The 20313-nt window shown below is 43.9% G+C and carries 21 protein-coding genes; 3 read left to right on the top strand and 18 right to left on the bottom strand.

Translation table 11 applies throughout. The features are described 5' to 3' along the window. Positions 1-12: 12 nt before the first annotated feature. The 14 genes from B3N34_RS08790 to ltaE all read right to left on the bottom strand — a co-directional run bounded on the left by B3N34_RS08790 (position 13) and on the right by ltaE (position 14604). The gene (locus tag B3N34_RS08790) at positions 13-309 is read right to left on the bottom strand and encodes a PG0541 family transporter-associated protein (protein WP_273002932.1); all 297 of its coding nucleotides are present in this window, start codon (positions 307-309) and stop codon (positions 13-15) included. Beyond that, complete coding sequence (locus B3N34_RS08785) at positions 306-3410, bottom strand: efflux RND transporter permease subunit (RefSeq protein WP_286976986.1); 3105 nt, start codon at positions 3408-3410, stop codon at positions 306-308. Before B3N34_RS08785 ends, B3N34_RS08790 begins: the two co-directional genes overlap by 4 nt. Beyond that, the gene (locus B3N34_RS08780) at positions 3407-4561 is read right to left on the bottom strand and encodes an efflux RND transporter periplasmic adaptor subunit (RefSeq protein ID WP_273002930.1); all 1155 of its coding nucleotides are present in this window, start codon (positions 4559-4561) and stop codon (positions 3407-3409) included. The genes B3N34_RS08785 and B3N34_RS08780 overlap by 4 nt, the downstream gene beginning before the upstream one ends. After that, positions 4558-5910: a TolC family protein gene (locus B3N34_RS08775; RefSeq protein WP_273002929.1), complete on the bottom strand. Its 1353-nt coding sequence runs from the start codon at positions 5908-5910 to the stop codon at positions 4558-4560. Before B3N34_RS08775 ends, B3N34_RS08780 begins: the two co-directional genes overlap by 4 nt. 17 nt (positions 5911-5927) lie before the next feature. Beyond that, on the bottom strand, positions 5928-6488 hold the full coding sequence (locus B3N34_RS08770; RefSeq protein ID WP_286976983.1) for a TetR/AcrR family transcriptional regulator: 561 nt from the start codon (positions 6486-6488) through the stop codon (positions 5928-5930). 267 nt (positions 6489-6755) lie between these two features. Next, a complete protein-coding gene (gene rpsI, locus B3N34_RS08765) occupies positions 6756-7151 on the bottom strand; it encodes a 30S ribosomal protein S9 (protein WP_009200248.1) in 396 nt (131 codons plus the stop codon). Positions 7152-7211: 60 nt separating this feature from the next. After that, positions 7212-7649, bottom strand: coding sequence for a 50S ribosomal protein L13 (gene rplM / locus B3N34_RS08760; RefSeq protein WP_286976980.1), 438 nt, complete (start codon positions 7647-7649; stop codon positions 7212-7214). Positions 7650-7902: 253 nt separating this feature from the next. After that, positions 7903-8937: a nicotinate phosphoribosyltransferase gene (locus tag B3N34_RS08755; RefSeq protein ID WP_286976977.1), complete on the bottom strand. Its 1035-nt coding sequence runs from the start codon at positions 8935-8937 to the stop codon at positions 7903-7905. 5 nt (positions 8938-8942) lie between these two features. Further along, on the bottom strand, positions 8943-9176 hold the full coding sequence (gene secG / locus B3N34_RS08750; RefSeq protein ID WP_009200242.1) for a preprotein translocase subunit SecG: 234 nt from the start codon (positions 9174-9176) through the stop codon (positions 8943-8945). A gap of 132 nt (positions 9177-9308) precedes the next feature. Beyond that, entirely contained in the window at positions 9309-9902 is a 594-nt protein-coding gene (rdgB, locus tag B3N34_RS08745) for an RdgB/HAM1 family non-canonical purine NTP pyrophosphatase (protein ID WP_286976975.1), read from the bottom strand. Between the two features lie 43 nt (positions 9903-9945). Beyond that, positions 9946-10581 carry a GerMN domain-containing protein gene (locus B3N34_RS08740; RefSeq protein ID WP_286976973.1) on the bottom strand — a complete coding sequence of 212 codons (636 nt, stop codon included), beginning with the start codon at positions 10579-10581 and terminating at the stop codon, positions 9946-9948. Positions 10582-10602: 21 nt separating this feature from the next. After that, positions 10603-12084: an N-acetylmuramoyl-L-alanine amidase family protein gene (locus B3N34_RS08735; RefSeq protein ID WP_286976971.1), complete on the bottom strand. Its 1482-nt coding sequence runs from the start codon at positions 12082-12084 to the stop codon at positions 10603-10605. A gap of 130 nt (positions 12085-12214) precedes the next feature. Beyond that, the gene (locus B3N34_RS08730) at positions 12215-13585 is read right to left on the bottom strand and encodes a TldD/PmbA family protein (protein WP_286976969.1); all 1371 of its coding nucleotides are present in this window, start codon (positions 13583-13585) and stop codon (positions 12215-12217) included. After that, positions 13582-14604: a low-specificity L-threonine aldolase gene (gene ltaE / locus B3N34_RS08725; protein WP_286976967.1), complete on the bottom strand. Its 1023-nt coding sequence runs from the start codon at positions 14602-14604 to the stop codon at positions 13582-13584. Before ltaE ends, B3N34_RS08730 begins: the two co-directional genes overlap by 4 nt. Positions 14605-14761: 157 nt before the next feature. Between ltaE and fdhD the strand changes: the two genes are divergently transcribed. After that, complete coding sequence (fdhD, locus tag B3N34_RS08720; RefSeq protein WP_286976964.1) at positions 14762-15481, top strand: formate dehydrogenase accessory sulfurtransferase FdhD; 720 nt, start codon at positions 14762-14764, stop codon at positions 15479-15481. Here fdhD and B3N34_RS08715 read toward each other — a convergent pair. From B3N34_RS08715 to B3N34_RS08700, 4 genes are read right to left on the bottom strand one after another with little or no spacing between them, the layout of a single operon-like run. Beyond that, positions 15459-16307 carry a PHP domain-containing protein gene (locus tag B3N34_RS08715; RefSeq protein WP_286976962.1) on the bottom strand — a complete coding sequence of 283 codons (849 nt, stop codon included), beginning with the start codon at positions 16305-16307 and terminating at the stop codon, positions 15459-15461. The two genes, fdhD and B3N34_RS08715, sit on opposite strands and share 23 nt — an antisense overlap. A gap of 7 nt (positions 16308-16314) precedes the next feature. Then, positions 16315-16815 (bottom strand): chemotaxis protein CheW, encoded by a 501-nt coding sequence (locus B3N34_RS08710; RefSeq protein ID WP_286976960.1) that lies wholly within the window; start codon positions 16813-16815, stop codon positions 16315-16317. 13 nt (positions 16816-16828) lie between these two features. Next, positions 16829-17383, bottom strand: a complete 555-nt coding sequence (yfcE, locus tag B3N34_RS08705; protein WP_286976959.1) for a phosphodiesterase — start codon at positions 17381-17383, stop codon at positions 16829-16831. Positions 17384-17391: 8 nt separating this feature from the next. Continuing rightward, positions 17392-18408: a homoserine dehydrogenase gene (locus B3N34_RS08700; RefSeq protein ID WP_286976956.1), complete on the bottom strand. Its 1017-nt coding sequence runs from the start codon at positions 18406-18408 to the stop codon at positions 17392-17394. A gap of 129 nt (positions 18409-18537) precedes the next feature. Between B3N34_RS08700 and B3N34_RS08695 the strand changes: the two genes are divergently transcribed. Then, on the top strand, positions 18538-19347 hold the full coding sequence (locus tag B3N34_RS08695; RefSeq protein WP_286976954.1) for an MBL fold metallo-hydrolase: 810 nt from the start codon (positions 18538-18540) through the stop codon (positions 19345-19347). A gap of 17 nt (positions 19348-19364) precedes the next feature. Next, the gene (locus B3N34_RS08690; protein ID WP_286976952.1) at positions 19365-20201 is read left to right on the top strand and encodes a methyl-accepting chemotaxis protein; all 837 of its coding nucleotides are present in this window, start codon (positions 19365-19367) and stop codon (positions 20199-20201) included. The last annotated feature ends 112 nt before the right edge of the window (positions 20202-20313 follow it).

Here is a 20313-nt window from a genome sequence, read left to right as displayed (position 1 = left end):
CCTCGGGGGAAATTATACCATAAGCTCTCCATCTTGCACAAAGGCACGCAAACCGGCATGATGAATCGCTCGACGTTGTTTCATCTTCTTAAGCTCCTCGATTAAATACCAAGCCTTTCCGGCATTTTCCACTACGAGTATGGCCCAATTCTCCCCAGGCCAAACTGCATCGGCCCAATGTGTACGACATCCCCGATGATGGCCTAACACATGTCTCCATACTGTATAGCCATCAACTTCAATCGACTCCAGTAATTCGATTATTTCGGGAGCTATGCTTTGATTGCAAAATATCCAAACGAACTTCATCGTGACGTTCCTCCCTTTGCCTCAACAAACCTTGGTCGTCGGCGTATCTTTTCCTCGACCAAACTGTACACTACCGGAATCAACACCAGGGTAACCAACGTCGAAAAGGACAAACCGCCAATGACCGATACCGCCAAGGGCCTCCATATCTCGGCACCTTCTCCCTGACTTAAAGCCATAGGCAACATGCCCAATACCGTAGTAAGGGTGGTCATTAAAATTGGCCGCAGCCTCCTTGACCCGCCCTCTACCAAAGCATCGTGCATAACATACCCCCTGGCACGAAGCAAATTCACGTAATCCACCAAAACTATTGCATTGTTAACCACTGTTCCTACCAACATGACTATGCCCAGCAGGCCCTGCAACGAAAGATATAACCCGGTTAACAACAACGCTCCTACCACGCCCGTTAAGGCAAAGGGAACGCTAAACATTATGATGAAGGGGTCCAAAAATGCTTCGTATTGCCCTGCCATTATCATGTAAACCAAGACAACCCCAAACAAGATCAAAAGACCCATTTGCAAAAACGTTTCTTTCATATCTTCAACATCGCCGGTTATTTCCGTCCTCATTCCGGCGGGCAACTCTATTTCTTTAAGTGCCTTTTCGATATCCGTTGCAACATTGCCAACGGAACGGCCTTCAGCATCAAGCTCTATAGTGATGTAACGTTGCCTGTCCTTTCTGTGAAGTTCCGGAGGCCCTAATTCTTCTTTAATTGTTGCCAAATTTGTCAATCGGATCATATCCCCCGTCACCGATGGCACAAGCAACTTATTTAAGGTATCCCAGGAATGCCTTTGATCAGGTTGCAAACGCAGCCAAACCTCGTAGTTATCCTCTCCTTCCCAATAATCTTCATCCAACTGAACGCCATAGTAATAGGCCCTTAGAGCTTGAGCAACGTTACTTGTCGGAACACCCAACAGTGAAGCTCTTTCTTTGTCTACGTCGACCCAAATTTCCGGCCTGCTTGCTTTTTGGGTAATTTCTATGTCGACAGCTCCCGGAATCCCTTCGACCCTTTTCCTTATTTCGTCTCCAATTTTGAGCAATTCATTTACATCGTCTCCGTACAACTCAATTACTATCGGTTTGGAGCTCCCGCCAGCCATGATAGGCGAACTGACGTTTGCGCTTACCGCTTCAAAACCCGCCATTGCGTTTAAATATTGCCTTACTTGAGCTGCCACTTGAAAGCCCGAGCGCTTTCTTTCCCCCTTAGACACGAGCTCGATGCCGATAGTTCCGATATTTGACGATTCTCCCCTTAAAGCACTCATATCGTCTCCGGCGCTGCCGCCGTATATGTAGACGTTTTCAAGCTCCGGGATATTATCCATAGCATAAGCCATGACATCTTTTGCAACTTTCTCCGTCTCTTCCACCCTCGTACCTTCAGGAAGCCTGAAATTAACGCGTACGCTTCCCGTATCTGACCTAGGTATCAACTCTGTCCCTACACGGGTAAAACCTACAACTGTAAAAACTGCACAGATCAACGCCAATCCTATGATCTTTTTTCTGTTACGCAAAGCCCAATCAATTAACAAAGCGTAATAGCGCTCAAGCAAAGTCAAGATACGCTTGGAATGTCTATGAATGAAGAGCTTGTCTTCTTGAGATTTAAAAGTCTTACTTCCAACCATCGGTATAAAGCTTAACGAAACAACCAAGGATGACACTATAGCAAGACTCATAACCACCGACAGGGAGGAAAAAAATATGCCGACTAAGCCTGTGATAAACACCAATGGCAACAGCACAGCCAGAGTCGTCAGTGTGGACGCTATCAAGGCACTTCCCACTTCGCCTGCACCTAACATGGAAGCTATCTGGCGTTTCTCCCCCATCTCAATGTGATAAACAACCTGATCTGTCGTAACAATTGCGTTGTCGACGACCATGCCACAAGCAACTGTGAGGGCCGACAATGTCATTAAATTAACGGTGTATCCCAAGATTCTCATAGCGATAAACGTAGCGATCAACGAAAAGGGAATGGCTCCGCATACCGCAAGCGTTCCCGGCAATCTGCGTAAAAAGACATAAGTGACCAGAAAAACCAGTACAACGCCATATAGCAGAGTAGTGGCCAATTGTTTAAGTGAGTTCAATATAAACTCCGATTGATCGTAACCGATGACATAATCCACGTCGGAGGGGAATATAGACCCCTTTAGCTCCTCCAGGCGGGCCTTTACACCATTACTGACTTGAACGGTATTGGCATCTGTGTTTTTCGTGATCATCATAACGACGGAACGGGCAGCGTCAGCCCATCCAAAGGTTGATGCGTCCTTGTATCCGTCCTCCACGGTCGCTACATCTTTGAGATACACGGGTTTACCGTCGGTAGTGCCGACAATGGCGTAACCTATCTCGTTTACCAGTTTATACCTACCCGGCACTCTTACCTGATATTCCAGCATTCCTTCCTTAAAGCTGCCTGCAGGTAGATTGAAATGTTCTTGTTGCAATACGCTTGCAATCTGTTGAGCAGACAAATTATATGCCTTTAGTTTCTCTGCATCCAACAGGATCTTTATTTCGCGCTGATCCCCACCGAAGATTGAAACATCCCCTACTCCCGGAACCTGTTGAATAAGCTTGCTGACATCGTTATCCACGAAATGATACAGCCCGGGGAAAGTCGGTCCGGCTTTAAATATGACCAACATAACGGGAAGTGCGCTGGAAGTTGTTTTTGTAAGTATTGGATCATCAGCATCATCGGGAAGCCTTCTTCTTATGATGTTCACCTGATCCCGGGCATCGCCCATCCTGGCATCCAAATCCTCTCCCCACTCGAATCTGAGGACAACGGCAGAAGCTCCGTCGCTTGAAGTCGAGGTAATCTCGTCAAGGCCTTGAATAGTGGCCATTCTGTCCTCAACTTCTTCCGTGATTTCCTGTTCGACGTCGCTGGCAGCAGCTCCCTCCCAAGTGGTAATGGCAAGAATTACGGGTTGTTCGAATTGGGGTAAAAGATCGACCCTTATTCCGATAAAAGAGACAACTCCCAATAGGATCACGGCGATGAAGAACATTAAGGTGGCAGTAGGTCTCTTTACCGCTATTTCCCAAAGGTTCATTGACCTACCACCTCCACAGATACCCCGTCGCCAATGGCGCGAACAACAGGCGATATTACATTGTCTTCCGCTTTAAGTCCTTCGATAATTTCTACCAAATTACCGCTCTCTATGCCACGTCTAACGAAAACCTGCTTTGCCTTTTTATCGGGCGTTACAACGAAGCAATACCATTCGCCTGTTCCCGGCAATTGTTTTACCGCCTCCCTGGGAAGGGAAAGTCCTTCATGCTTGCCCACTACGACCTCAGTCCTGGCGAACATCCCAGGCTTTAACATCCCTTCAGATGAAAGCCACACTTCCACTTCTCCGGTCCTGGTGACCGAATCAAGTACCGGGCTAATTCGCACCACTCCGGCCTCAAAAGTCATGTTTGGGAATGCATCTACTTTTACATGGGCAACTTGCCCTAATTTAATCCTTGGATAGTCGTTTTCCGTTACCGTCCCAATTATCTTAACCGTTTCCTGCCTTGAAACCGTAAAACAAGTACTCCCAACGCTAACGGTATCGCCAGGATCTATATGCCTTTCGGCAATAACTCCGTCTACGGGAGAGACGATACTGTGATATTCCCTCATAATTTGAAGCTGCCTCAGCTGAGCCTGGGCCTGATCGAGCTGCCTTTGGGCCTGCTCGAGTTTGGCCTTTTCCACTTCATACTGTCCTTCTATTTGATCCAACTGCTGGCGACTTATAACTTGCTCCTCATATAAATTTTTATAACGCACATAATCTTTCTCCGTGGTCTGCAATTGGCTTTTTGCCTGCGATATCGCAGCCCTTGCGGCAGCGACTGCTGCCTTGGCCTCTTCAATTTGTCGGTTGACCAGGCTATCATCTAGTTTTGCCAAAGGTTGACCCTTTTTTATTTCCGATCCGACATCAACATAAACTTCTAAAACTGTCACGTTATTGGTCACTTTAGATGCAATCATGGCCTTTTCTTGCGGCTCTACCGTTCCAACAAAAGTTACGATATCCTCAAATTCCATTAAATTTGGCTTGACTACGGAAACGTTTATCGCACTCTGTTGGGGGGTTGGCACACCAGGCTGCTCGGTCGTTTTGTCATTGTTCAACACCCTCAGACCGATTATTGATGCCAAGGCTACTGCGATTACGGCTATAACGACTGTTTTGGTCTTCATTTAGTTACCTCCCCGTTCACTGCTTCGTTTTCATTCAGATCGTCAAACACACCTTCATCCATTATGCCCATCGCGTAGATAAGGTCGCTGTAGGCTGAATAGGCGTCATATATTGCATTTACAAAGTTGGTATTGGCATCCGTCAACGCCGTTCTTGCATCTAAAACGTCTATGTTAGTGCCCACTTGCTCAACATAACGTCTCAACGCCATTCGATAATCCTCTTCTGCTGTAGTGACTTGATCCTCGGCTACGCGAACGCTTTGCAACGCCGATTCCAAGTTCTGCCACGCTGTGGATACCTCTAGACGAATTTGATTCCTGAGATCATCAATCCTGGCTAGCAATTCCCTGGCCATGGCCTTATTTTCCTCTATCTTGCTCTTTACTTCTCCCCGATCGTACAATCTCAAAGAGGCGATGATCGATACATTCCAGTCATCCTCATTGGGGAAAAACTCATCTTCGTAATAAGATGCCTCTCCCTGCAGATATATATTTGGCCTTGCCTGGCCCGCGGCAGCTTTGGCCAGCTCCTCTGCTGCTTTTCTCGAGTCTTCCAAGGACACCAGCTCAGGGCGATATTGAAGCGCAATGCTGTAAGGATCGATCTGCGGCAAAGCGAAGGGAGACTCCTCTTCGGGGGATACTTCAGGAACTATTTCGTGGGAAAGCGGAATCCCAACAGCCTTTTCCAGAGCACTTAAGGCAACTTGTGTGCCATTTTTAGCTTGAATCAAATTCAATTCGGCAGACGAAACATCGACTTGGGTTCTAAGGACTTCATTAATGGCCACAACACCTTGGTTGTAAAGCGATTGTGCCTGTTTTAAATGTTCTAGTGTCAAATCATAGTTTTCTTGAGCAACTTGCAGCTGAGCCCTTGCTCTCTGTAAATCGTAATAGGCGTTTTGCACATCATTTCTGATTGTTTGTTTAGTGCGTAAGACATCTGCCTCCAAAGCTCGACGATTCAACGTGGCAGCCCTTAATGAAGCCTCAAGGCCGTCACCGCTGTAGAGAGTATGCGTCAGGGTTAACGCGGCCTTGTAGGTATCTCTATACTTCGATTCCGTCATACCTCCTCCGTATTGGTGCACATACGTTAAGCTCGAATCAAGCCTGGGCGCCAATTGAGAGGCAGTTTGTAGCTCTTGAGCTCTAACCTGATTGAGCTGCTCCTGTGCTGCTTTTAGTATGGGGTTATGCTCTTCTGCTATTGAAATTAAGTTGTCCAAATTATACTTGACATCAGATTGAACATCTTGCCCCCAAGCGTTTTTATCCATAACAAGCACTAAGAAAATCAAAGAGCAAAAACCTATTATCAATAAAAAACGTCTTTCCATGAAATTAGCCACCTTAATTACTCATCTCCCCTCATAACCAAATCAACTATTTGCTTCCAGCTATCTATAGCTTCGCCAGTGTCCAAAACACTACCTTGGCATGATAATAGACCGAATACGACCAAGCGCAACAGTAAAAATACAGACTCTTGCCTATTGCCAGCTAAATCGATGCGCACTCCTTCGTCCATTGATTTTTTTATACATGAGGCAAGGTCTTTTGCCATATTCTTGAATTCTTCTTTCCCCCGTTTCGCCTGAATCAAAAGATCCATCCAGATAAGCATGGTCTCGGGATCTTTTTCAAAGGCCATTAAAATGAGCATGCCTCTTCTCCGCACAAATTCCTTGACATCCGTTGCGTCCTCGAAGGTCAACTTAAAAATATCCTTCATTCTATCAATTTCCAATACTAAAATAGTGCGGTATAGCTCAAACTTATCGCTAAAGTGCCAATACAAAGCTCCTTTGCTAACGCCAGCTTTCTTTGCAATAGAATCTACGCTAGTCCCGTGAAATCCCTGTTGTGCGAACAAATGACGGGCTGCGCTTATGATGCAGTCTCTGGTGTCCTTCAAAACTCAACCTCCCGACTATTCAGTCTGGAGAAAAAGGATAATCTATTTGCCGGTTTTTGTAAAGGGGAAAAATATGAGTTTTAATTTTCAAAATATTGAATTCCAATACATCGATAACTCGATATAAAACAATAACTTGGTTGCAAAAGATTACAGACGGAGAATCACGATCTCCGTCTGTGTGGTTTATAACTATCGCTGCAATACTAATCTCCTGCATCTATCCGTTAACCGCTAAGCCATAAATTGGCGAAAAACGAATTAAATTTACCTCTTTGAGTATTGATAAAGTGCCCTTGCCTTTCTTCTCCCGAACTTCTTTCTCTCTACCATTCTAGGATCGCGGGCAAGGAGGTCTGCTTTTTTCAATACAGGCCTCATTTCGGGATCTAAGGACAACAAAGCTCTGGCTATTCCAAGCCTTACCGCTCCGGCCTGACCGCTTAAACCCCCGCCTTGAGCTTTAATGAATACATCTATTTTTCCTTCCATTCCGGAAACCTTTAGGGGCTCCAAGGCGTTAAGCCTCCACAATTGCCTTGGAAAATAGTCTTCGATGCTTCGCCCATTTATAACAATTTGCCCCTCTCCGGGACGAACACGTACCCTAGCAATTGACTCTTTTCTTCTACCTGTACCCCAATAATACGTTGGTGACGGCAAAGGTCTCTTCCTCCTTTTTAATAAAAACTTTTAAAAAAAATACATTAACAAAACAGAAACTTAAATATCCAAAGCTTCTGGTTTCTGCGCTTCGTGAGGGTGATCGGGACCGGCATATACTTTCAGCTTCCTATGATATTTTAGTTTATTACGAGGCAACATCCCCTTAACGACCCTCTCTACAAGACGCTCGGGTTTTTTCTCCAGAAGCACATTGTAGGGCGTAGATTTAAGCCCTCCCTTATACCCGCTATAACTATATACAACTGATTGGATGCCTTTTTTGCCGGTCAATTTTACATTGGCGGCGTTAACGACAATTACAAAATCCCCTGTATCTACATGAGGAGTATAATTCGGCTTATGCTTTCCCATTAATATGGGAGCTATGCATGCCGCGAGTCTTCCCAAAGGCATATCGGTAGCGTCTACAACATACCATTTACGCTGTTGTTCCACCTCTTTCGGCTTTGTCATAAAAGTCTTGTATCCTTGCATATGAAGTTCCTCCTTCAACTTTCCTCGCAGTAAAAAACCTCTACGATTGATAATATATTTTATTCGGCTTATGCTGACGATACTTTAACTATACAACAAACACAAAGCGTTAAGTTTCCACAAACGATGAGTTCTCGACAGCGGAGTTATTCTATCCAACCTTAGCCCCTTATGTCAAGAAATACACCACAATCGGACCTTACATTCTCCATCAATTTCAGACGGAGACGGGTTAAACATGACCTTTGTTTCCTTACAAAAATCTCCTAAGCCTAGGATTATGCTCTATGCCGGGCAATCTGCCCCTTTTTGCGATGGGTTTTCCGTCGATCATCTTGAGATCCATCGTCATATCTCTCGGAGTTCCATGAGCTATATAACTTCCAACTCCAAATACATCAGCGCCTGCATGCAAAAGTAACTTAATCCTTTCAGGATTAAGGCCACCGGAAACGACAATTTTGACATGGTTAAATCCCTCGACGTCCAATCTCCACCGAACCTCTCGTACCAGAGCAGGCGATACCCCTCCGCGCTCTCCGGGAGTATCCAAACGTACGCCGTGAAGATCTTTCTTTAATGCTCGCGCAACCAAGAGCGATTCTTCGGCTTCGTCTTTAAAAGTATCGACCAAAATAATCCTTGATTCTCGTTCAGGCAATATACTATTGTATAATAACGCGGTTTTTACTGTATCTCCCACTATCAACACGGCAGCATGAGGTATCGTTCCCTGCGGTTCTGCCTTGGCCATCTTTGCTCCCAATATACAACTCGCGCCTGCGCAACCTCCGGCATCTAAGGCAACCCTCTCCATAACAGGGGCAACTGCCGGATGAACATGACGAGCTCCAAAACATAATACAGGTCTTCCATTTGCTGCTCTAACGCATTCCCTAGCAGCGGTTGCCCACCCGCTCGATGCTGCTAAAAATCCCAAAATCACTGTTTCGTACATTCCAAATGCACTGTAGAGACCGTGAATTCTACACACTACTTCCTTAGGAGAAAAAGACATTCCCTCATCTAAAGAATAAACTTCTACGCCCTTACCCCGTAACAAAGACAAAACCTCAGATAGACCGGCAAAAACGCCTGTTTCTTTTGAAAAAATCTCGGCAACCACCGGTACATCCAAGGTGCCGTTTTCTCGCAGAAGATCCCTTGTTTTGACAAAATAAACGTCGGTCGTATATCCCGCCATAATTTCATCGTGATTGGCGCTGTAGAAAGGCCTTGAGCCCAACTGCAAAGCGCTTACATCTTCGAAAAATTCTATATTCTTCATATCCTTCACCTTGCACTCATCATGACCAATATGAGGGAGGTGACCATAAACGAAGCAAGTAATAGAACTGTTACTTTGCTTAAACCGGAAAGACGCTGCCACTGCCCGCCTGACATATCAGCCTGAGTGCCACCACCAAATACGCCAGCAAAACCGCTCTGTTTTCTTCGCTGTAACATTACAATTCCTATCAGTGCAACAGCTATCAATATTTGCAAAAGAGATACGAACAAAAACATCTTCAGTGCCCCCTATGCCTTAACTATGTTTTTTATGATATTTTGCTTTATAAATACATAACGTTACTGTCACAAGCTAAGACCTTTGAGCCTATCACAACGATTTTTATAGCGCAAAAGCCATTCAAATAGCTATTTTAACACACTTCGAGCATTAAGCATATCACAAAGGGCTTTAACGGCAACAGACCTGTGAGAGACGCGATTTTTAATCCCCTGCCCCAGTTCCGCGAATGTTTTATAGTAACCCTTTGGAATAAATATAGGATCGTAACCGAATCCCTCTGCACCTCGCCCAGAAATGGCTATTTGTCCATAACAGAAACCCGACACCAACCATACCTGGTTCATTCTGGGCAAAACTAACGCCAGAGAAGCGACAAACCGCGCCTTCCTCTCTTTCATGCCAACCATATTATTTAAGACCCATGCAATTCTGGATTCATCATCTTCTGCCACTCGTGAAGAATAAACTCCAGGACGTTTCCCAAGTGCATCTACTTCTAATCCGCTGTCATCGGCCAAGGCCGGCATGCCTAGAGCTTTGGCCCAAACTGAAGCCTTGAGAAGAGCATTTTCCGAATAGGAATTACCGTACTCCTCAACATCAATGTCCATTAAATCGGGGGCAAATACCAATTCTACAGGCGCTTCACCGAACAAAACGACCATTTCGTTATATTTGCCTTTGTTTTTGCTTGCAAATACTACTTTATTATTGACCAAAGAGCAATCCCCCAGAGACAAAGGACGTCATAAAAACTTATAATCAAAATTTGGGCGCCAATCGCCATGTAACGGAAAGATCCACAGGATCTGTCATTGCGGCATCTTTACCCTCGATCAAAAATTTTACTTCTTTGATTGGATCGAAGTTATCTATGACAGTCCGAAGTAAGGCTGTCATAAAAAGCAATGCTCTCTCTCTGTCGAGCTTTTGCAAAGATGAGTAAAAGGGGGCGTTCATGTCTAAATAAAGAATTTCTCCATTGCGAAAGACATGAAGGACGCGACTGTTCCCATCGACAAGGCCCTTGGCCGCCATCAGTGACAGCCACTTTTCAACACTGGAGGTGACATTTTCTTCGGGAATGCTCGGAACTATCCTATGACCGACCACGCTTAGAGAGCCGTTATCCGGCAGAAAAAGCGTTACTTCGGCTATATGGGTCCCGAAGTCATTAACTTCATCGAATTTTTGTGCCTGTTGTTCCATGGAAATAGTTTGTTGAACGTTCAATTCCTTGCCAAATATTCTGACAATTAGTCCCGAACCATAGTAACCCAAACCGAACAAAATCATGATAAGACATGTCCATGCGATTATTCTATATGGTAAGGGAGCTTTTTGGGGAACTTTTTTTTGTTCTCTGTCTCGTCTTCGCGGCAGTTCACTGTTATCCATGAAAAACGACCCTCCTAAACCTCACATATTGCGTAAATACGACTCTATACCATCAGCTAAACTTTCAGCAAGCCTTTTTTGATAATTGGGATTAGCCAACAAGGCGGCTTCCGATTTATCCGTCAAAAAACCCATTTCAACTAATACTGCCGGCATTGTCGCTCCTCTTAAAACAAAAAAGGGCGCCTGGGCTACTCTACGCATATTTAAACCGGAATTTTTGCCCACCTTAAATAAAACTTCGGCAAAGGATAGGCTCTGCTCTATCTTTACATTTTGCTCCATATCTCCTAATATCTGTAACAAAAGTTTCGTACGCTTATCGGCTATACTGTTAGCATCCGTAACCCCTTCTCCCAATTCCTTGTTTTCTATAAGTGCTAGTTTCATGGCATCCTCGTCGCTAGGCAAGGCCATTATATAAATTTCGATTCCCTTAGCAGTTCTGCCTGCAGGCAGGGCATTGCAATGTAAACTTACAAACAAATCCCCATCCCAATCGTTTGCCAACTTCGTTCTTTCGTCCAATCGAAGGTATATATCGCGCGAACGAGTGAGGCGAGCGCTAATGCCCCGTTTATTAAGCACATTTGCAAGACCCTCTGCAACTTTCAGGTTTATATCTTTTTCTTTATAGCCGTTTGCAACGGCACCAGGATCCTTACCCCCATGACCTGCATCTATGACTACTACAGGAAACTTCGCTTTTTTATTTGGCGCGTATACTTCAACGCCCTCTTGCGAAGTGGGAGCCAAAGAAGGATTTCCCGAAACTTTAAGAGACGGACTCTCACCCCTCTTTGTCCCGTAACCGAAGAAATCCACTACGTATCTGGGTGGAGAAGGAAGACTAAAGTAAGAAATTCTGTCAGATTTATAAAAAATGTCAATGACCACCGCACCGCCTTTTTGCTCAATGGCAATCTCGGGAAAATCTCCGCTTTTAATATCATTTCCGTAACCCTGATCGAGGATAAATCCTTCAAATCGAAGAGTCAGCTTGTTAGAGGAACTTCTATCGACGAAGGGCGATGCCTCAGAGGATAAATCGACAACCAACCTCACTCTATCCTCCCATTGCCCCCAGCGAAATCCTTTAACTTTGCCCCGCGATATTAAGGTGTTATTGTTTTCTTTAATGACATTTTTCGAAGGCACGTTTGCATCCTTTCCAGGAATAGGGATAACGGCAGCACTCTGGTCCTTGTCCTCCTCTGACTTACCAGCCCATTTTAGTTCTTTGTCATCGCCCACCAGAGGCTTCAATAATTTCAGCACAGTATTTGCTTCCAACCACCAATGCCCTTCTTTGTATAAAGGCATAAAGGGAAGGGGAATAATATTATGACCATTGCTTTTTGCCATAGATGCCCCTTTAACTAACTCTAATGAACTGCCGTTATTTCGGGCCAAAAAGGTCTTATCGTCAAAACTTATCTTGAAACTCAAGATACTGGCGACTACGTCAATTGGAACCAGATCATGGCCATCATCATTTATCACCGGTACATATCCCACGTTCTCAATCCCATGCCACAAAATCCATTTTTCCCCGGCATATCCAATTGTAGCCAAGGCCAAACAGTAAAATATTACGAAAAAATATGTTAAAAAACCCCAATGCTTATATCTTTTAATCGCCCGCGGTCGACACATCATCGATCACCAACGATGGAGACCCAACACTGCCATAAAATTTCAGATCCTCTCCAACTGTAACTATCCGATTTAAAATATCGTAAATATTACCGGCCACGGTCATCCCAGAAAGGGGCCCATCTATTGATCCGTTTCTAATATAAGCCCCTTTTATTCCCAAAGACAAGTCTCCCGAAACAGGATCAAAAGTGTGAAGCCCTATCAACTCCGTCACGTAAATCCCAGTGTTTAAATCTCCATAAAGATCCCCTGCTTTGCCGATTCCCGGAGTTATGAAGAGATTAGATGCACCCACATATGGTATAGAGGCAGGACTTCGAACGCAATTGCCCGTCGAGGAAACTCCATCGATTCTCGCATGTTCCAAATTGTATAAAAAACTTGTCACTACTCCCTCGGAGAGCAATGTCGTCCTTTGGGCAGCAACGCCTTCGCCATCGAAGACATAACTGCCCATACCTCTTTTTATGGTTGCGTCATCCACTAAGCTAATGTGACTCGGAGCTATCATACGTCCCCTTTTATCTGAAAGCCAAGATTTACCTTTATGGACATTATCTGCCAAAAAGGAATCTTCCAACATAGAAACCAGAGATGCTGCCGTTAAACTGTCCAGGAAGAGAGTATACTTACCAGTCTTCAGAGGTTTGCCACCCAGCGTCATGGAGGTTCTGTGCACGGCATTTTTGGCTATATCAGAGTATTTTAAATCGCTCAGATAACGTTGTTCTTCACCAAAACCGCCCATCTCTATTTTATCGCCATCTTCCATTATCAACGCTACGTCAAGCCTTACGACGCTCTCATCCTGCCACTCCATAGCCCCCACACTGGAAAGGTAAAGGGTTTCTTCGTAACCTTCACCGTAAAAAACCTCCCTGATTGACGATACCCTTTTGTCCAATCCACGTACTTCATCGGTAACGATAGGACATATCTTCTCTCCTCTGCTGAAGCTCATGCCGTCAATTACAAGTGGATCAAAAAGGTCGTGGTCCTCGGTAAAATCTAAAATCTCTAAATTCAAACCGATGTGGGGATTCGGATCGTTGTTCTTGCAATTAAAAAGTGCCCATTCGATTACCCTGTTTACGGCATCTTTGGACAGATGATTAGAACAGGCAACCCCCTGTCGCCCTTCGGCATCGATTACTCTCACGCCCATAGAAAGGTTCTGGCCCTTAACCTTTTCCTCCAGCCTGCCGTCCATGAAAGATATAGAACAGGAGGCATTTGCCCTATACAGTATATCGGCCTCCGCAATGTCCTTTTGGTCGAGCAGCCTTTTCATTGCCCAATAAGCAATCCCCTCTACAAGCTCCCTTTGGGGCAAACTTTCTTTCATCTGGACAACTCCTCTAGTATGATTTTGGCAGCCATCTCAACATCTTCAAAGGTTACGTCGCGATGAGTTACGAGCCTGACCCTGGGAAAAGTAGGATTGAACAATAAGCCCTTTCTTTTGCACCTATTTGCCAGCTGGATAACATCTACATCATCATTAAGATCGAAGTAAACCATATTGGTCGGTTTGGAAACGTCGACGACCTTTACACCGCCATTCTTCAAGATATCTTTAAGGACGTTGGCCTTTTCGTGGTCATACTTCAAATCTGCATAATTGTTTAAAGCTACCAGGCCAGCAGCTGCGATAACGCCAGCCTGGCGTAAACCTCCGCCCACTCGTTTTCGCCAGTGCTTGGCTCTATTTATATAGTCCCTTTTTCCACATATGAGAGAGCCGATCGGAGCCCCTAATCCTTTCGACAAACAAAATTGGACGGAATCAACAATTTTCGTATAGGTTTTCGGTTCAACTCCCCAAGCTATTGCAGCATTGAATATTCTGGCACCATCTAGATGTACCAAAAGACCCTTGCTCCTTGCTAAATCTACCACCGACGAAAATCTATCAGGAGAAATTGCAATGCCGCCACAGGCATTGTGCGTGTTCTCCAAGCATAGCAATTTGGCAGGGGCATAATGCACATTTTCTTCTCTGCAGTAAGATAATATTTCATTATGGTCAGGAATACCTTGATCATCGTTCACGCAAAGAGGGACAAGGCCTCCCATCGCCGACAATCCCCCGCCTTCGTTGTTATAAATATGACTTTTAAACCCCAGGATGACTCCCTCGCCTCGATTACAATGCGTAAGGAGGGAGACCAAATTTCCCATAGTTCCGGAACAAACAAAGAGCGCCGCTTCGTGACCAGTAATCTCAGCAGCAAGTTGTTCTAATTCAATTACCGTCGGATCTTCACCATAAACGTCATCCCCGACTTTTGCTTCAGCCATGGCTTTTCTCATTTCATCTGTAGGCTTTGTTACGGTATCACTCCTCAGGTCGATGGTAGACATCATATATTCCCCTTTCATAAAACATGTAAGTTTTTTAAAATTGGCACAAGTCACAATATAGGAGATAAAATCTACGACAAATATTAATTATAATACATGCTATCGGCATAATTGTCTTCATCATTGAATAACGACACAACTTGCGGAGGGATTAAACTTGTTTAGCGATATGAAGTATTTTAGATTTTCCGCTAAAGAAAGAACCTGTTCTCGGAAAGTGGATCAGGTCGCTCACGAAAAAGATGTCGCAATTTACGTAAACAGATCTTACTACACATCCCTTAGGGCGACGCTGAATGATACAAAAGAATTGGCCGTAGGTCACTTATTCTTTCATGGCGTGATTAAAAGTCATGACAATATAGAGCATATTGAAAACGAAGATAAGGCAATTGTAAAGGTCGAATTGAAACCTTCTTCATCCTGTCAAAATAATGTACTCGAATATATAGATGTAAATTGGACAGTAAGCGCAGATGCGATATATGGTGGTATTGCGCTTCTACAAGAAGCTCCCCTTTATAGAAAGACAGGAGCATTCCACGTAGCCATTTTAATGCACCATAAGGGTTACAAATATTTTCTATTGGAAGATATATCAAGGCATAATGTAATAGAAAAGGCTATAGGTAAAGCAATACTTGAAGGAATAGAAAGAGAAGAATACATGTTATTGTTTTCAGGCAGACTAATGCATGAATTGGTAAGAAAGATATTGATCGCCAGAATACCAATAATAGGAGGTATTTCTGCCACCACATGCGAGGCGATAGACCTGGCCCAAAAATACGGAGCTACATTAATCGGTTTTATACGCGAAGGAAGAATGAACGTTTATACTCACCCCGCCAGAATTATCGAGTTTTTTCAATGCTAAATTTCAATGCTAAAAAGGTAAGTTTTTCAGGAATAATATGTTCCGGAACATAAATTCCCATTTCGATATCGGGCCTGTTCTCTCCATGAAAATCGCTTCCCGCCGTAGGATTTAATCCGAACTTGGCCGCTAATTTTAGAAAACCAAATATTTCGTCGGCACTGTGATGGCTGGAATAACATTCCAATCCCCAAAGCCCCGCATCTTTAAGCTTTCTTAACAAAATGTCGAAGGATTCGGAATCCAGGTAAATCTCCCCGGGATGAGCCAATACCGATATCCCTCCTGCGTTTTGGATTAAAGCTATACATTCCTCAGGACTCAACGTTTTCCTGGGCACATAAGCCAACGCTCCTTTGCCAATAAGTCTATCGAAGGCCTCCCTAAGGCTTGAAACATACCCCTTCTTCATAAGAGCCCTGGCTATATGTGGTCTTGCAATTACATCCCCTTCGGATTCCCTTATGACTTCCTCAATAGATATGTCATATCCTAGCGTTTTAAGCTTTGCACACATCTCCCCATTTCTCTCGTCCCTCAATTTCCTCAAGGCTGTCAACTTCTCCTGGAATTCAGGAGAAGTATAAGCCATGCCATATCCTAAAATATGAACGTCGTCATAATACTCGGCAGATAACTCAATACCGGGTAAACCCGGCAAATTATGCTTCCTGCAGGACTCCTCGAACTCTTGCAGACCGTCTGTCGTATCGTGATCCGTCAAAGACAATAGAGAAATGGCCCTTTTCTTTGCCCTTATAACCAAATCCGACGGCGACAATGTGCCATCAGATGCAGTCGAGTGAACATGTAAATCTACCAACATCGGTTTCTCATTCTAAGAAATTTTTTATTTCAAAAACAGAAGCAACGTCCAAAAGAACAATCAAATCCCCTTCCTTAGTTCTAACGATACCCTCCAAATATTCCTTTGATATTGCAGAATCGATGGAGTCAGCACTCTCTATTTGATCGAGAATCACCGATCTTACCTCTCGCACGGAGTCAACCATAATACCGAACATGATATCTTCCTCTTCGATAACAACTATCCTTGATTCGTTCTTCCGCTCAACTTCCTTTCGACCCATCTTGACGGCAACATCCATGACCGGGATAACCGTACCCCTTAGATTGATAACCCCGCAAACGTATTGAGGCGCATTAGGAACTCTAGTTATACTCTCGGGTATGCGAACTATTTCCCTGATCTTAGAAACCTCTATAGCATAATGTTCGCCGAACAAATCGAACACTAGTAACGTCATCTCGTCAATACCTTTGGTATCTTGATAACCCTCTTTTTTCGTTGATATTTCTTCCTTAACCGTCATTGATATCTCCCCCTTACGTCAATCTCCAAGGTTCAAAACACAACAAATCACCCTTCAAAGACAAAAGGCGGATTCCCTTCTCATCCACTATGGCCAATGATGGAGGTTCGCCACCTTTTGGTAAACTTGCAGATCCCGGATTTAGAAAAACAGTTTTTCCCTCGCAGATAACAGAACTAATATGAGTATGCCCAGTAAGCACCAAATCGGCCTTAAAGTCAAGCGCCAAACCTTTATACCTTTCAAAAAATGTTCCGTGATGAGCGAAGACGAGTTTGCCGTCCAACCATAAGACACAATAGGGATAGGATACAGGCCACTTTATCATGGCTTCATCTATATCCGCATCGCAATTGCCCTTAATTATAATGACGGGAACATCAGAAGAGTTTATCTCTTCTGCCAACTCTTTAGGGGCATACCCATCTGGAAGAGGGTTTCGAGGGCCATGATATAGCACATCGCCGAGATGTACGATTAAATTTACGTCTTTACAGATTTTCTTGGCAAGCCTCCACGCTTTAATGCTACCATGGGTATCGGAAATTACGGCAACCTTGAAAGACACAGAGAAATTCACCTGCCTTTCAACAATAATAGGTCTCTCAAAAGCGAATAAGATGTCTCTTTTGGGCCAGACCCCGACCCGCTAACGCATATTTCACCTATCATATCGGTCAAAAGCAGTGCCCCCACAGAAAATCCCTCCAGATAAGCTAAAGGGTGGCTCATCGACAAAATTTCAGGGTTCACCGTAATATCGAAATCACCAGCATTTACCTCGACTCTAGAAAGTAGCTTTAGTTTGCCGCCTCTTCTTTTGGCATCTTCTATGGCTTGAGTAGTTACATTCCTTATACCCTTAACGTGAACCTGACTAATCCCTACATTCAAACCCACGAGGCTCTTAGCGACGATCACTGTCTTTGCCGCGGCCTCCAATCCATCTATATCAACCCAAGGATTTTGCTCTGAAAGACCTCTTCTTTGCGTTTCCAGGAGAGCTTCATCAAAAGAACAACCCATTTCCATTATGCTTAAAATATAATTACATGTACCGTTTAATATTCCCTCGAACCTTTTTATCCGACATCCAGGTAAACCGTCGTGCACCAAAGAAAAAAGAGGGGTTCCAGAGAGAACGGTAGCTTCGTAAAGTATTTTAACGCCCCTCTCAAGAGCTTCGTCCATGATTTCATCGAAATACAGGCTCATCGCTGCCGTATTTGCTGTAATTACGTGTTTGCCCTTTTGAATAGCTTTAATTATAATGCTCCGAGCCGGTTCTCCAAGATCAAAATCAGAGGGTGTGCACTCAACTAAAACGTCGTAATCGATATTTTCCAGCATTTCATTGGAGTCCTGTATAACTGAGCAGCCTCCGCGACTCAGGGCGTCTATTCTTCCGGTTAACGACTCCCAACGAAGCATGTCGTCAACGTCGATCCCTTGAGAATTGTAAATACATCCGCGACTTTTAGTGGCGACCCCCACAAGGGAAATCGAGGCTCCTCTTAGTATATCCTTTTTCATGCACAATAGTTCACAGAACGCTCTCCCAACCCTTCCGCATCCGAAAAGCAAAACATCCATAGTAGAGATCGCCTCCTATTTTTAGCCCCTCCGGATCATATCAGGCAAAAATAATTACAAATTTCCCACAAAAAGTGTATCATAATATTTCGATATTTATAATATTCTCAATAAGGAGGAGGTCAGTAAATGTCGTCAGTAAACTCTATTAAGTTATACGATGACGGTAGGGTTCAATTCTATATGTTGGGATGGGAAGAAATTGAAGACGAGGGGTCGGTTCAAACCAATCAATATATGCTGTTAAGCGGAGATGAAGTAATTTTGATGGATCCGGGAGGTGCTCACGTATTCCCTCGCGTCTTAGCAAACGTATCTGAAATCGTAAACATCAACAAAATAACCCATGTATTTTACTCCCACCAAGACCCCGACGTGTCATCGGGTGTCATTCTCTGGCTTTCTATGTTGAACAATAAGGTAAAAGTGCATATACCAGGGCTATGGGTGAGATTTTTGCCTCATTTCGGAGTCTACGATCAATCAACTATATCACCTATACCCGATGGTGGCGGTGAACTCACGTTGAGAAACGGACACAGGATGGAGATTATACCAGCCCACTTCCTCCATTCTACAGGGCAAGCCACTTTATACGACCCAATTTCAAAAGTGCTTTTTTCAGCCGATATCGGCGCCGCCGTATTCCCTCCGGGCAAAAGATATCCCATAGTAGAAAATTTCGAAAATCACGTTAATTACATGAAAGGCTTTCATGTCAGATATATGGCCTCAAATCAAGCTTGCAGAACTTGGATAAACCTGATTAAAGATAAATACATAGATATCATTGCTCCGCAACATGGATCGGTTATAAAAGGCAGAGAAATGATTGCTAAATTCCTTGCATGGTTGGGCAATCTCAAGTGTGGCGTGGATATAATAGACGAAATATACTCCACTAATAAAAAGAAAGCCCTATCCTCCAAATATCGATAAAAAGCAGGTGAAATATTATGGTACAGCGCCAGGTCATTAATAGTTTGTCTTCATCTCATTTTAGTTTCATGCTTATGCACTCCTTCATGAGCCAAATGGATGAAGTGTTAGTGCGACGCGTAGAAGAGACGAAGCACGAACTTATCAACATTGCGAGCGAATTTTCCACCTTGAGCAACCAATTTAAAGACATGGTGGAAGAATTTGCTCTAAAACGCGAGGAGGCCGACAAAAACGTTAACGACATACGAGATATTAACGAAAATCTCATCGAAGAACTAAAAAAATCCGGCACTGACCTCGAATCCATGGATGATGAAGTAAAGTCGACGATCGATACAACCTATTCTACGCTGAATTCTTTCTTAGAAATAGAGAAAATATCTAAAGAAATACAGAGGATAGCAAAACAGACAAACCTCCTTGCTCTCAATGCATCTATTGAGGCAGCGCGTGCCGGAGAGCACGGTCGTGGCTTTGCCGTTGTGGCAAGCGAAGTACAGAAACTGGCATCGGAATCAAAAAATGCTTCAGAAGGAATTTCGAAAAGGATTGGCGAGATATCACAGTCAGTTGAGGAGTCCATGCAAAGTATTATGAAGATAAGCCAAATGTTTCAGGTATTACAAAATTCCCTTCATAACTTTCTTGAATTTCTAAACATGAACAAAACCTTTTTTGAAAAATTATCCAGTTTTATATACGAATCGGAGGAGGAACTCCGTGACAGTTCAGTGCAGATGAGCGAATCTGTGAAGGTGCTCTCCCAGGCACAACAGCGTTTTGAAGCCATGAGCGGCATAATTTCATCAATAGTAAAAGCACAAAACAACTTAAAAAACATTTCCCTCTAACAGGAAGATCCTTCAACACAAAAAAAGAAGACGAGCCCTTCTCGTCTTCTTATCTTCTTTTTTCGCCTCACCGTGGAGGCAAAAATAAAGCAGGCACATGGCAGCGACCTAC

The organism is Acetomicrobium sp. UBA5826, assembly GCF_002433005.1.
In the GTDB taxonomy this organism is placed as follows: Bacteria; Synergistota; Synergistia; order Synergistales; family Acetomicrobiaceae; genus Acetomicrobium.
Note: the sequence above shows the minus strand (reverse complement) of the source record. Positions and strands in the feature narration are given on the sequence as shown.

Excerpts from the sequence above, each read along its gene's own strand:
- B3N34_RS08790 (WP_273002932.1), bottom strand. The coding sequence starts at position 309 with ATGAAGTTCGTTTGGATATTTTGCAATCAAAGCATAGCTCCCGAAATA.
- B3N34_RS08785 (WP_286976986.1), bottom strand. The coding sequence starts at position 3,410 with ATGAACCTTTGGGAAATAGCGGTAAAGAGACCTACTGCCACCTTAATG.
- B3N34_RS08780 (WP_273002930.1), bottom strand. The coding sequence starts at position 4,561 with ATGAAGACCAAAACAGTCGTTATAGCCGTAATCGCAGTAGCCTTGGCA.
- B3N34_RS08775 (WP_273002929.1), bottom strand. The coding sequence starts at position 5,910 with ATGGAAAGACGTTTTTTATTGATAATAGGTTTTTGCTCTTTGATTTTC.
- rplM (WP_286976980.1), bottom strand. The coding sequence starts at position 7,649 with ATGCAAGGATACAAGACTTTTATGACAAAGCCGAAAGAGGTGGAACAA.
- B3N34_RS08755 (WP_286976977.1), bottom strand. The coding sequence starts at position 8,937 with ATGAAGAATATAGAATTTTTCGAAGATGTAAGCGCTTTGCAGTTGGGC.
- secG (WP_009200242.1), bottom strand. The coding sequence starts at position 9,176 with ATGTTTTTGTTCGTATCTCTTTTGCAAATATTGATAGCTGTTGCACTG.
- B3N34_RS08740 (WP_286976973.1), bottom strand. The coding sequence starts at position 10,581 with ATGGATAACAGTGAACTGCCGCGAAGACGAGACAGAGAACAAAAAAAA.
- B3N34_RS08730 (WP_286976969.1), bottom strand. The coding sequence starts at position 13,585 with ATGAAAGAAAGTTTGCCCCAAAGGGAGCTTGTAGAGGGGATTGCTTAT.
- ltaE (WP_286976967.1), bottom strand. The coding sequence starts at position 14,604 with ATGTCTACCATCGACCTGAGGAGTGATACCGTAACAAAGCCTACAGAT.
- B3N34_RS08715 (WP_286976962.1), bottom strand. The coding sequence starts at position 16,307 with ATGTTGGTAGATTTACATGTTCACTCGACTGCATCTGATGGCACATTG.
- B3N34_RS08710 (WP_286976960.1), bottom strand. The coding sequence starts at position 16,815 with ATGACGGTTAAGGAAGAAATATCAACGAAAAAAGAGGGTTATCAAGAT.
- B3N34_RS08700 (WP_286976956.1), bottom strand. The coding sequence starts at position 18,408 with ATGGATGTTTTGCTTTTCGGATGCGGAAGGGTTGGGAGAGCGTTCTGT.
- B3N34_RS08695 (WP_286976954.1), top strand. The coding sequence starts at position 18,538 with ATGTCGTCAGTAAACTCTATTAAGTTATACGATGACGGTAGGGTTCAA.
- B3N34_RS08690 (WP_286976952.1), top strand. The coding sequence starts at position 19,365 with ATGGTACAGCGCCAGGTCATTAATAGTTTGTCTTCATCTCATTTTAGT.